Below are 11,203 nucleotides of genomic sequence, written 5' to 3' on the forward strand. Positions count from 1 at the left end.
GGCGTGGGCTGGCCGGCGCTGGCTGGCCGGCGCGGGCTGGCCGGCGCTGGCTGGCTCGGCGCGGGCTGGCCGCTGCGGGGTGGCTGGCCGGCCACCCCGCAGCCACAGCTCAGCGCAGGGCGGGCTCGGCCGTGACCGGCGCGTCCCAGTCAATGACGTAGCGCTGCTCGTCGGCGACGGTCTTCTCCGGGTCCAGCACCGTGCGCACCATGAGCGGCATCAGCAACGGCATCAGCGTCCGCGCGACCGCACCGGGGGCCTTCGCTTGGTTGATCCGGGCCGCGCGGGCCGCGACCTTCTCCACCCGGGTACGACGCAGCCGCACGTACGCGGCGAACGCCGCCTGGACGTCCGGCAGGTCACGCAGGCAGCGGGCGAGTTGCACTCCGCTCTCGATGGCCAACGACGCGCCCTGCCCCGAACTGTTCGACGGTGCGTGCGCCGCGTCGCCGACCAGCATCATCCGGTCCCGATACCAGTGCGGCACGGGCGGCATGATCTGCAACGACCCGACGACCTGGAGGTCGTCGGCGTTGCTGGTCGCCGCCAACTCCCGGCCCGGGTCGTCGTCGCCGTAGGTGGCGCGCAGCGTGTCCAGCCACTGCTCCGCCGGCACCGCCCGGGCCTCGACGAGGCTCATCGGCCGCTGCTGCGGCAGGTTGGCCCCCCACCGGGTGCCGCCGCCGGGCTCCGGCCAGTACAGGTAGTAGCCGCGCCGACCGAACGCGAACGTCATCGTGCCCGGCTCGGCGTCCACCTCGTGCCGGGCGACCGCCTCGACGCCGAGCAGCCCGGTGAACCGGGGCCCGGGCGCGGCCGGGTCGATGAGACCCCGGACCGTGGAGCGGATCCCGTCCGCGCCGACGAGGATGTCGGCGGTCGCCGTGCTGCCGTCCTCGAAGCGTGCGGTCACGCCGTCGCCGGTCTGCGCGGCGTCGACCAGCCGCTTGCCGTACGCGAACGGCACGCCCTCGGCGAATGCCTGGTCGTGCAGCACCTGGTACAGCTCGGCCCGGTGCACCACGTGCAGCGGTGGCACCCCGGTCAGCGTGGGCATGTCGATGCGGCGGCGGCCGACGGCCAGAGCGCTGCGGTCGATCGGTGTGGCGATCGCCGTCACCGCCTCGTGCGCGCCGACCGTACGCAGAGCCGCCACTCCGTTGGGCGCGAGGGCGAGGGTGCCGCCGATGCCGCTGGCCGTGGTCGGGTACGCCTCGTAGACGGTTGCGGTGATGCCGGCGCGGCGCAGCGCGAGCGCTGTCACCGGCCCGGCGATGCCACCGCCGATGACGATCGCGGTTCGTACCGTGGTCATGCTCTCTCCCTGGGTGTGGTCGTCGGTGCGCGTGCGCGCGGACCTGTTGTGGTCGGTGCGCGTGCGCGCGGACCTGGGAGGGAGCCCGGTTATCCTCGTGGTTGCCGCTTCGGGCCGGGTGCCTTCCCAGGCGTCGGTTCGGGGTCAGGGCCCCGGTGAGGTGTTGGCGCACCTCGCCGGGGCCGCTCTTCAGCCGGTGGTGTCGGCTCTCCGGCTGCTGCTGTCGGGGCGTTCGGCGCTGTCGGGTCTGGCCTCCGGAGTGTGGGTGGTTGGGGTGTCGGAGTTGGCCTTCGGGGTGCTGCTTCTCTGGGCCAACTCGGTCAGCTCGGCCGGCATCTCGCCGGTCTCGTGGAAGGTCCGCCAGGTGTCCAACCCGGGGTAACTGCCCGAGGTCAGCTCGGCGAGCAGCGCCCGCAGCCAGGCCGCCTCCGCGTCCCGCATGGCGAGGTCGTACTCCGACTCGACCAGGAACAGTCGCGGGATCTCCCGCAGGTACGCGTCGAGCGCTTCGCGGTCCTGGCGGATCGCGGCCTCCAGCAGATCAAGCCGTTGCCGCAGCAGGTCGGTGGCCTCGTCCGGGTGCAACGCGGCGAGCACGGACAACCCGGCCCGGAAACGGGGATGCTCCGCCATCGGGGTGGAGACCAGCTCGCGGGCCCAGTCGACCAGCTCCGCCCGCCCAGCGTTGGTGATCCGGTAGACGGTGCGTTCCGGGCGTCGGCCCTCGCGCACGCTTTCCACCGCCTCGATCAGGTGGTGTTTGTCCAGGTTGCCGATCACCGTGTAGAAGGACCCCCACTTGAACTCCATGTCCTGGTCCTTGCCCCAGGCGCGCAGTGCGGTGGCGATCTCGTACGGGTGCATCGGCCGCTGGACCAGGGCGGACAGCACGGCCAGCGCCAGCAGATTGCCGACCTTGCGCCGCTTCGGCACGATGACCCCCTCGCTCGTGGCCGGTTACTCGTCGACGAATATACGCCGACGGGCGGATTGCTGCGACCCCTGTGGGCGGCGCGCCCTGCGTGCGGCGCCCCTCCCTTGATCGACTCGGCTTTCTTGAACTCGCGGTGTCCGGGTCTCCGGGAAGGGCCGACTTTCAGGAAGTCGAGTCGATCACGGCCCGCCAGCCGAGTCGATCACCGCGCGGGGCCGAGTCGATTGCCGCGCCGATCCGAGTCGATCACCGCGGGGCGTCGGGTGGTCGCGGCGCGCTGGGTCACGGCCGGAGCGGAGTGACGTACGGCGGTGCTGGGCCGGGGCGGTCGGCCACGACGCTCGGCCTACGATCATTGGGTGGAGGAAGATATCCGGCGGATCGGGATCATGGGTGGCACCTTCGACCCGATCCACCACGGGCACCTCGTCGCGGCCAGCGAGGTGGCGGACCGGTTCGGCCTGGACGAGGTGGTCTTCGTGCCCACTGGACAGCCCTGGCAGAAGGCCGACGAGCCGGTCAGCCCGGCCGAGGACCGGTACCTGATGACAGTGATCGCCACCGCTTCCAACCCGCGCTTCCAGGTGAGCCGGGTCGACATCGACCGCAGTGGGCCGACCTACACCGTCGACACGCTGCGTGACCTGCACGCCGAGTACGGCCCGAAGGTGCAGCTGTTCTTCATCACCGGCGCGGACGCCCTGCAACGCATCCTGTCCTGGAAGGACCTGGACGAGATCTTCGAGCTGGCCCATTTCATCGGCGTGACCCGGCCCGGTTTCCCGCTGAGTGACAAGCACCTTCCGGCGGATACCGTCAGTCTGATCCAGGTGCCCGCGATGTCCATTTCGTCGACAGATTGTCGTGCTCGGGTCGCCAGAGGTGAGCCGGTCTGGTATTTGGTGCCCGACGGTGTGGTGCAGTACATCGCCAAGCGGAGCCTCTATCAACGCTGAGCGCACCCGTTATGCCCAGGTTCGTGGCGCTAACCGACCAGAACTGGCCGATCGGGGTGCCGCCGGGTATGAGACGCTTGGAGGATCGCACGCTTGATCGAAGGAGAACGGTGACAGTTTCCGAACGCGCTCACGAGCTGGCTATCGCGGCCGCCCAGGCCGCCGCTGACAAGAAGGCGCAGGACATCACGATCATCGACGTCGGCGACCAGCTCGCCATCACCGACGCGTTCGTGCTCGCCGCTGCCCCCAACGAGCGTCAGGTGCTGGCCATCGTCGACGCCATCGAGGAGAGCCTGCTGGAGCTGCCGGAGAAGGCGAAGCCGGTGCGGCGCGAGGGCGAGCGTGGTGGCCGCTGGGTGCTGCTCGACTACGTCGACATCGTGGTGCACGTCCAGCACACCGAGGAGCGCGAGTTCTACGGGCTCGACCGCCTCTGGAAGGACTGCCCCACCATCCCGTTCGTCGATCGCGACCTGGTCGAGGCCGACGCCAGCGGGTCCGCCACCGCCGAATGACCCGACTGATCGTCTGGCGGCACGGCAACACCGACTGGAACGCCGCCAACCGCGTCCAGGGGCAGACCGACGTACCCCTCAACGAGCTTGGCCGCGACCAGGCCCGCGCCGCCGCCCCGCTGCTTGCGGGGCTGCGGCCCGACGCCATCGTGGCCAGCGACCTCAGCCGCGCCGCCGACACCGCCGCCGCGCTCGCCGCGCTGACGGGCCTACCGGTACGCACCGACGCCCGGCTGCGCGAGCGGCACTTCGGCCAGTGGCAGGGTCTGCACCTCACCGAGGTCGCCGAGCGTTTCCCCGAGGAGTACGCGCGCTGGCGGGCCGGCGACCCCGACCCGGGCACGGATCTGGAGCCCCTGCACGTCCTCGGTGAGCGGGTCGGTGCCGCGCTACGGGAGGCAGCCGACGCGGCCCCGGGCGGCACCGTGGTGATCGCCACTCACGGTGGCGGCTCCCGGCAGGGCATCGGTCACCTGCTCGGTTGGGACACTGCCGTGCTGCGCACCGTCGGTTCGCTGGCCAACTGCCACTGGACCGAGCTGCGCCACGACGATGTCCGCGGATGGCAGTTGCGGGCGCACAACGTCGGTTTGATCACCGCCCCGGTCGCCGTCGACGCGGTCTGAGCACTCGCGCCTCGGCGTTCCCGGCCTCGATCGGCTAGCGTGCCGGGCATGCCCGTCGCGGTTGTCATCGACTCCACCGCCTACCTTCCGTCCGAGCTGGTGCAGGCGCACCGGCTGACCGTCGTGCCGTTGACCGTCGTGCTCAACGGCGCGGAAGGGCTGGAGGGGGTGGAGACCCAGCCGGCCGACGCCACCCTGGCGCTGAGCGCCCGCCGGGTCACCGCGACCACCTCCCGCCCAGCGCCCGAGCAGTTCGCCCGGACGTACCGCCGACTGCTCGACGACGGCGCCGACGGGATCGTCTCGGTGCACATCTCCGCCGCGCTGTCCGGCACGGTGGAGGCCGCCCGGCTCGCCGCCGCCGACCTGGACGGCCGGGTCGAGGTCGTGGACAGCCGCTCGGCGGGCATGGGGCTGGGCTTTCCGGCCATCGCCGCCGCCACCGCCGCCGAGGCTGGCGCCGACCTTGCCGCTGTACGCGACGCGGCGCTCGCCGCCATCGCCCGCACCACCGTCTGGTTCTACGTCGACACGCTGGAGTTCCTGCGCCGGGGCGGCCGGATCAACGCGGCCGAGGCGTTGGTCGGCACCGCGCTGTCCGTCAAGCCGATCATGCACATGCCGGACGGGGCGATCGTGCTGCGGGAGAAGGTCCGCACCGCCAGCCGGGGAGTGGCCCGTCTCGTGGACCTGGCCGTCGAGGCGGCCGACGGCGACGACGTGGATCTCGGGGTGCACCACCTGGCTGCACCGCAACGAGCCGAGGCGTTGCGCGCCGCGCTGACCGAGCGGTTCGGTGACCGGCTGCACGACACGTACGTCTCCGAGGCGGGTGCGGTCGTCGCCGCGCACGCCGGGCCCGGCCTGGCCTGTGTGGTCGTCCACCGCCGACCGGAGGGCTGAGCCGTGCCCACGTCGTGCGTGGTGACCGGAGGCGGTCGCGGTGTCGGCCGGGCCGTGGTGGAACGGCTGCTGGCGACCGGCGCCACCATCGTCGTACTGGAACGCGACGCCGACGCGGTCGACTGGTTGGCCGACCATCCGGCCTCCGATCGGCTCGTCGCGGTGGTCGGCGACGCCGCCGACGAGCAGGTGGCCGAGCGCGCCGCCGAGCTGGCGGACCGGGCCGCGCCGCTGACCGGCTGGGTGAACAACGCAGCGGTGTTCCGCGACGCCACGCTGCACTCCGCGTCGGCCGACACGGTGCTGGAGCTGATCGGGTTGAATCTGCGCCCGGCCGTGGTGGGCGCCGCGGTCGCCGTCCGCCGCTTCCTGGCCCGCGCCGCCGGCGGCGCGATCGTCAACGTCTCGTCGCACCAGGCCCGCCGACCGGTGTCTGGTGCCCTGCCGTACGCGACGGCGAAGGCCGCCGTGGAAGGGCTCACCCGGGCGCTGGCCGTCGAGTACGGGCGGCACGGCATCCGCGCCAACGCGGTCGCGCTCGGCTCGATCGCCACCGACCGGCACGCCGAATTCCTCGCCGCGCAGGAGCCCAGCCAGGCCCAGTGGATCGACGCCGAGCTGACCCGGCTGCACCCGGTGGGTCGCATCGGGCGGGCCGAGGAGGTTGCCGAGGCGGTCGCGTACCTGTTGTCGCCCGCGGCGAGTTTCGTCAACGGGGTGACGCTGCCGGTGGACGGCGGACGGGCCGTACTCGGCCTCGACCCAGAGGCCCGCTGACCACCTAGATCACTCGGTTTCTAGCTGTCGGCGACGAAGACGCCCTGGCCCTGCTGACCGTAAATCAGGTTCCGCTCGTGCAGCTCCTTGACGGCTCGATAGGCCGTTGAGCGTGCCACGTTGTACAGCTCGCCGATCTCGGACACCGACGGCAGTTGTTGGCCAGGCAAGTATTCGCCCGCGCGGATCTTCTGCTCGATGTCATCCGCAACGCGGCGGTAGTGCGGTGGTCTCGTCGGCATGAGCGGCTCTCCCGGACTTCAGCGGAGATCATGTTTCCAGCCCGGGCGTGATCGGGACAAGGCGGCAACGCGGCAAAGTGGAGATAGTGAGAACTTGACTACACTGAGACAGTGGATACAGTGAGACAGTGGCCGGGTGCTCCTGGACTTCAGCACTCCTGAGGTATCCGGTCTGCCCGCCCTGAGGGAGCGCATCGCAAGGCTTCGGCCCCCAGGGCGGGCTACTTCGGATCGCGCGGAGGCGCCGAACATGCCAATCGATGAACCGGTGTCCACGGCGACCGAACTGTTCATGGCCAAGCGGGTGCTGGATGCTCACTGGACCCGGGCGCTCGACCGGCCGTGGCGCGCGGGCGGGTGCCTGGAGTGCCGAGGACACAGCGACTGCCGACAACTCGACTGGGCGTTGGCGCTCATGGCAGAAGTCGCCTCGGTCATGCTCCAGAAACGGTGAATGATCCTGCCCCCGCCGCTGTGTTAGCCTCCGTGCGCGCCCCAGATGGGCCTACCCCCGGAGGTTCTGGCTACTTCAGCCACCACGCCGAGATCGATGCGATGTACGCGTCTCTCGTGCGGGATCCGGGGCGTCGGTGCCCTCGGGGCTTCGTCATCTGCGTGGCTGGGTGAACGCTGTGGGGCCTCCGGTCGGGTCTTCGGATCGACCGGGAAGAAGACGGTACGGATGACAGTCACGTTCAACCACACCATCATCGCCAGCAAGGACAAGAGCGCCTCGGCCGCGTTCTACCGGGAGCTGTTCGAGCTGCCGGAGGCGCCATCGTGGGGGCCGTTTGCCAACGTCCAGCTGGATGAGGGCGTGCTGCTCCAGTTCGCCGAGCCGCCGGTGGACATCCAGATGCAGCACTACGCGTTCCTCGTCGACGACGAGTTGTTCGTGCGGTGCCTGGCGTTCGTCGAGGGACGTGGCATCACGTACTGGGCCGACCCGCAGCTGAAGCGGAAGGGGGAGACCAACACCGAGCACGGTGGCCGGGGCTTCTACTTCTTCGACCCGGCCGGCCACGCGATCGAGATCATCACCCGGCCGTACCTGTAGCAGGCCTGTCGGCCGGTGGGGCACTGTTGTCCCACCGGCCGTCAGCCTCGCTGCTTCAGGTGTGCGCGGACAGGTCGAGGAGGTCGCGGGCGCCCTGCCGGAGCAGGGCGGCGGCGACGGAGGTCCCGAGGGTGATCGGATCCGCCGCCCACTCGTGTACGTCGAGCACGGTTTTAGCGTCGACGCTGATCACCCTCGCCCGTAGGCCGAGGCGTCCGTCGGATTCGGTGCGGGCAAGCGCAGCGATGGGGGAGTGACAGTTTCCCTGCAGGATGTGCAGCATGGTTCGTTCCGCCACGGTCTCCCGCCAGGCCCGTGGGTCGCCGAGGCCGACTGCCAGGTCGCGGGTGCTGGTGTCGTCTTCCCGGCATTGCAGGACCAGGGTGCCGGAGCCGACGGCCGGAACCATCGTGTCGACGTCGATCGGGTGGGTGATGCGGGCGGCCTGCCCGATCCGCTCCAGCCCGGAGAACGCGAGCAGCAGCGCGTCGTACCGGTCCCCGGCGTCGAGTTTGGCGAGCCTGCTGTTCGCGTTGCCCCGGATGGCCACCGGCACCAGGCTCGGCCAGTGCAGCGCCAGCTGCGCCATCCGCCGGGCGGCGGAGGTGCCGATCCGGGTGCCGGGGGGCAGCTGGTCGATCCGCAGCCCGCCCGGGTGCACGAGGCAGTCCCGGACATCGTCACGGGCCAAGTAGGCGGCCAGCACGGTGCCGGCTGGCGCCGGCCGGTCTCCGGGGACGTCCTTGACGCAGTGCACCACCAGGTCCACATCCCCGGCGACCAGGGCAGCGTCCACCTCCTTGGTGAACGCCTCCTTGCCGCCCAGGGCGGCCAGGTCACCGTGCCAGCGGTCCCCGCTTGTCGACATCGACAGCACGTCCACCGTGACCTCGGGGTGCCGATCGGCGAGCATCGCGCGGACCCGCTCGACCTGGGCGAGAGCCATCGGAGAGTTGCGGGTGCCGATGCGCAGCAGGCGGGAGTCGGACATACCGGCGAGGGTAGTCCGCTCGCTGCCGGCGTCCGCGACCAGACCCGCCGCCCAGGCCAGGCGCCGTAGTTCGACCCCCGCATAGCAGATCGGAGCATGATCGGGGCGTTGTCCACAGTGGCGGTGGTTGTCCACAGGACAGCGCCCGTCACCCTTCGCCGTCCCGGCCGCCGCCATAGCGTCGCGCTGTGTCGCACGACGAGGAGACAGAGGTACGCCAGCGCCTGCGCCGGCTGACGGAGGCGGCTACCGCGCCGCCGCCCCGGCCGGAGGCGCCGCTCACGGGCTTACCCCCGTCGTCCCTGGTCGGCGCGCAGCCCGCGGCCGTGCTGTCCTCAAAGCCCGCCGAGCTGGTCGCGGAGTTGGCATCGGACGGCCTTGCGCTCCCGCCCGAGTCACGGTTGCCCGGGCCGGGGGCGTTCGATCCCGGGCGGCGGGGTGTGCGGGCGTTGGCGGTGGTCGCCGTGGTGGTGGTCCTGGGTGCGGCAGGTTGGGCCTGGCAGGCCCGGCCGCAGGCGGAGCCGGTCGCCCCGCTGGCCAGCGACACCGTGTCGGCCGCGCCAGCTGCGGGTGACCCCAGCGTGTCCAGCTCCGGCGAGGTGGTGGTGGCGGTCGCGGGCAAGGTCCGAAAACCCGGTCTGGTACGCCTGCCGGCCGGATCCAGGCTCGCCGACGCGGTGCAGGCGGCCGGTGGCGCGCTCCCGGGGGTCGACGTGGCGCTGCTCAACCCCGCCCGCAAGGTCACCGACGGCGAGCTGATCGTGGTCGGGGTGACGCCACCGCCGGTGCCGGGTGGTGCGGCCGGGCCTGCGGCGGGCGGTGCGGCTCCCGCTGGCGGGCCGCTGAACCTCAACACCGCGACACTGGCGCAGCTCGACGCGCTGCCCGGGGTGGGGCCGGTGCTCGCCCAACGGATCCTCACCCATCGGGATCAGCACGGCGGGTTCAAGTCCGTTGGCGACCTACGCCAGGTCGACGGGATCGGCGATGCCCGTTACGAGCAGCTCAAGGATCTGGTGACGGTATGAGCGACTCCGCCGTCGCCGCAGACCCACCACCGGTCGGCCGGCCCCAGCCCCGGTTGCCGGCCGGGCCGGCGCAGCCCGCGCCGTCGGCCGGCCAGGTCCGGCCGGAGCCGCCGGATCTGCGACTGGCTGGGCTCGCCGTGGCGGCCTGGCTCACGGCGCTCGCCGGCCTGCACCTCGGCAGCCGCACCACGCTGCTGGTGGCCGGCACGGTGGCCGGTCTGACGGCAATTGGTGCTGCGCACCTGCTCGGCCGCCTCGGCCGTCCCCGAGCCGTGGTGCGGCGCTACGGGTGGGTGGCCGTGGCGGTCGGCCTCGGAGTGGTCTGCGCTGGTGCGGCCACCGCCGCCCGACTCGCCGTTCGCGACGCGCCGGCGATCCGCGCCCTCGTCGAGCAACGCGCTCCGATCACCGCCGACCTGGTCGTCCGGGACGATCCGCGCCCGATCCGGAGCGCCGGGCGGCCGGGGATGCTGCTGGTGTCGTCCGAGCTGGTCCGGCTCACCGGCCCGGATGGTCGACGGATCCACGCGTCGGTGCGGCTGCTCGTCCTGGCCACCGACCCGGCGTGGCGGGGCCTCCTTCCCGGGCAGCGCCTCACCGTCGACGGCCGGCTCGGCGTTCCGCGCGGCGGCGACCTCACCGCGGCGGTGCTCAGCACCACCGGCCCACCCGAACGGCACGGCGCGCCGTCCTGGGCGCAGCGCGCCGCCGGGACGCTGCGTACCGGCCTGCAACGGGCCTGCGCGCCGCTGCCCGACGATCCCGGTGGGCTGCTGCCCGGTCTGGTGGTGGGCGACACCAGCCGACTGCCACCCGCCGTCGAGGCGGACTTCCAGGCCACCGGGATGACCCACCTCAACGCGGTCTCCGGCTCCAACGTCGCGATCGTGGTGGGTGCGGTGCTGTTGCTGGCCCGGTGGTCGCGCGCTGGTCCGTGGCTCGCCGCCGCGCTGTGTGGGGTGGCGCTGGTGGGGTTCGTCATCCTGGTCCGCCCGTCGCCGAGCGTCGTACGGGCAGCCACGATGGGAGCGATCGGGCTCGCCGCGCTCGCCGCCGGTCGACCTCGGGCGGCGCTGCCCGCGTTGGCCGCCGCCGTGACCGTGCTGGTACTCGTCGACCCCGAGCTGGCCGGAGATCCCGGGTTCGCCCTCTCCGTGCTGGCCACCGGCGGCCTGCTGCTGCTCGCGCCACAATGGCGGGACGGATTGCGTCGGCGAGGCGTCCCGCCTGGGCTGGCCGAGGCGCTGGCCGTGCCGGCGGCTGCCCAACTTGCCTGCGGCCCGGTCGTCGCCGGGATCTCCGGCACGGTGAGCCTGGTGGCGGTGCCGGCGAACCTGCTGGCGGTGCCGGCCATCGCGCCAGCGACTGTGCTGGGCGTGCTGGCGGCCATGGTGTCGCCGATCTGGCCGGCCGGTGCCGAGTTCGTCGCGTGGCTGGCGAGTTGGCCGGCCTGGTGGCTGGTGGTCATCGCCCGCCAGGGTGCTCGACTGCCAGGTGGAACCCTGCCCTGGCCGGGCGGGGTGCCCGGTGCCCTGCTGCTGACCGGGCTGACCGTCGCGCTGCTGATTGCGGCGCGCCGGCCACTCGTACGCCGGCTGGTGGCGGTGGTTGGGGTCGCCGCCGTGCTGGGTGCCCTGCCGGTTCGGCTGCTGGCCGCCGGCTGGCCGCCCGCCAGGTGGGTGGTGGTGGCCTGCGCGGTGGGGCAGGGCGACGCCCTGGTGCTCCCGGTCGACCCCGGCCGGGCCGTGGTGGTGGACGCCGGGCCGGAACCGGGTGCGGTGGACGGTTGCCTGCGTCGGCTCGGCGTACGGGAGGTGCCCCTGCTGGTGATAAGTCACTTTCACGCGGACCACGTG

13 protein-coding genes are annotated in these 11,203 nt (G+C 72.3%); 9 read left to right on the forward strand and 4 right to left on the reverse strand.

The features are described from left to right. Positions 1–109 precede the first annotated feature (109 nt). Complete coding sequence (locus DLJ58_RS29855) at positions 110–1,315, reverse strand: FAD-dependent oxidoreductase (RefSeq protein ID WP_124861369.1); 1,206 nt, start codon at positions 1,313–1,315, stop codon at positions 110–112. A 189-nt stretch (positions 1,316–1,504) separates the two neighbouring features. Continuing rightward, a complete protein-coding gene (locus DLJ58_RS29860) occupies positions 1,505–2,248 on the reverse strand; it encodes a PadR family transcriptional regulator (protein WP_124861372.1) in 744 nt (247 codons plus the stop codon). 360 nt (positions 2,249–2,608) lie between these two features. On the opposite strand from DLJ58_RS29860, the gene nadD reads away from it, so the two are divergent. The 5 genes from nadD to DLJ58_RS29885 all read left to right on the forward strand — a co-directional run bounded on the left by nadD (position 2,609) and on the right by DLJ58_RS29885 (position 6,029). Beyond that, positions 2,609–3,205 carry a nicotinate-nucleotide adenylyltransferase gene (gene nadD / locus DLJ58_RS29865; RefSeq protein WP_091409875.1) on the forward strand — a complete coding sequence of 199 codons (597 nt, stop codon included), beginning with the start codon at positions 2,609–2,611 and terminating at the stop codon, positions 3,203–3,205. Positions 3,206–3,315: 110 nt separating this feature from the next. After that, complete coding sequence (rsfS, locus tag DLJ58_RS29870) at positions 3,316–3,723, forward strand: ribosome silencing factor (RefSeq protein WP_124861375.1); 408 nt, start codon at positions 3,316–3,318, stop codon at positions 3,721–3,723. Next, entirely contained in the window at positions 3,720–4,349 is a 630-nt protein-coding gene (locus DLJ58_RS29875; protein ID WP_124861378.1) for a histidine phosphatase family protein, read from the forward strand. Before rsfS ends, DLJ58_RS29875 begins: the two co-directional genes overlap by 4 nt. Before the next feature lie 48 nt (positions 4,350–4,397). Beyond that, on the forward strand, positions 4,398–5,252 hold the full coding sequence (locus DLJ58_RS29880; RefSeq protein WP_124861380.1) for a DegV family protein: 855 nt from the start codon (positions 4,398–4,400) through the stop codon (positions 5,250–5,252). 3 nt (positions 5,253–5,255) lie between these two features. Then, positions 5,256–6,029, forward strand: coding sequence for an SDR family NAD(P)-dependent oxidoreductase (locus DLJ58_RS29885; protein WP_124861383.1), 774 nt, complete (start codon positions 5,256–5,258; stop codon positions 6,027–6,029). A gap of 20 nt (positions 6,030–6,049) precedes the next feature. Here the strand turns inward: DLJ58_RS29885 and DLJ58_RS29890 are convergent, their stop codons facing one another. Beyond that, positions 6,050–6,271, reverse strand: coding sequence for a GntR family transcriptional regulator (locus tag DLJ58_RS29890; protein ID WP_124861386.1), 222 nt, complete (start codon positions 6,269–6,271; stop codon positions 6,050–6,052). A 250-nt stretch (positions 6,272–6,521) separates the two neighbouring features. Between DLJ58_RS29890 and DLJ58_RS29895 the strand changes: the two genes are divergently transcribed. Both DLJ58_RS29895 and DLJ58_RS29900 read left to right on the forward strand, forming a co-directional pair. Then, complete coding sequence (locus tag DLJ58_RS29895) at positions 6,522–6,725, forward strand: hypothetical protein (RefSeq protein WP_124861389.1); 204 nt, start codon at positions 6,522–6,524, stop codon at positions 6,723–6,725. Positions 6,726–6,953: 228 nt separating this feature from the next. After that, positions 6,954–7,328 (forward strand): VOC family protein, encoded by a 375-nt coding sequence (locus DLJ58_RS29900; protein ID WP_124861392.1) that lies wholly within the window; start codon positions 6,954–6,956, stop codon positions 7,326–7,328. A gap of 55 nt (positions 7,329–7,383) precedes the next feature. Here DLJ58_RS29900 and hemC read toward each other — a convergent pair whose 3' ends face one another. Then, a complete protein-coding gene (gene hemC / locus DLJ58_RS29905) occupies positions 7,384–8,319 on the reverse strand; it encodes a hydroxymethylbilane synthase (RefSeq protein WP_124861394.1) in 936 nt (311 codons plus the stop codon). 188 nt (positions 8,320–8,507) lie between these two features. Here hemC and DLJ58_RS29910 point away from each other — a divergent pair, with 188 nt between their 5' ends. After that, positions 8,508–9,347, forward strand: a complete 840-nt coding sequence (locus tag DLJ58_RS29910) for a ComEA family DNA-binding protein (protein ID WP_124861396.1) — start codon at positions 8,508–8,510, stop codon at positions 9,345–9,347. Continuing rightward, the coding region (locus DLJ58_RS29915) for a ComEC/Rec2 family competence protein (protein ID WP_124861399.1) at positions 9,344–11,203 on the forward strand (1,860 nt) is incomplete at its 3' end. The genes DLJ58_RS29910 and DLJ58_RS29915, both read left to right, overlap by 4 nt.

This window comes from Micromonospora arida, from assembly GCF_003857035.1.
In the GTDB taxonomy this organism is placed as follows: domain Bacteria; phylum Actinomycetota; class Actinomycetes; order Mycobacteriales; family Micromonosporaceae; genus Micromonospora; species Micromonospora arida.

Bases quoted from the DNA above. Each gene is read 5' to 3' on its own strand.
- DLJ58_RS29855 (WP_124861369.1), bottom strand. From the start codon at position 1,315: ATGACCACGGTACGAACCGCGATCGTCATCGGCGGTGGCATCGCCGGG.
- DLJ58_RS29875 (WP_124861378.1), top strand. From the start codon at position 3,720: ATGACCCGACTGATCGTCTGGCGGCACGGCAACACCGACTGGAACGCC.
- DLJ58_RS29880 (WP_124861380.1), top strand. From the start codon at position 4,398: ATGCCCGTCGCGGTTGTCATCGACTCCACCGCCTACCTTCCGTCCGAG.
- DLJ58_RS29890 (WP_124861386.1), bottom strand. From the start codon at position 6,271: ATGCCGACGAGACCACCGCACTACCGCCGCGTTGCGGATGACATCGAG.
- DLJ58_RS29895 (WP_124861389.1), top strand. From the start codon at position 6,522: ATGCCAATCGATGAACCGGTGTCCACGGCGACCGAACTGTTCATGGCC.
- DLJ58_RS29900 (WP_124861392.1), top strand. From the start codon at position 6,954: ATGACAGTCACGTTCAACCACACCATCATCGCCAGCAAGGACAAGAGC.
- hemC (WP_124861394.1), bottom strand. From the start codon at position 8,319: ATGTCCGACTCCCGCCTGCTGCGCATCGGCACCCGCAACTCTCCGATG.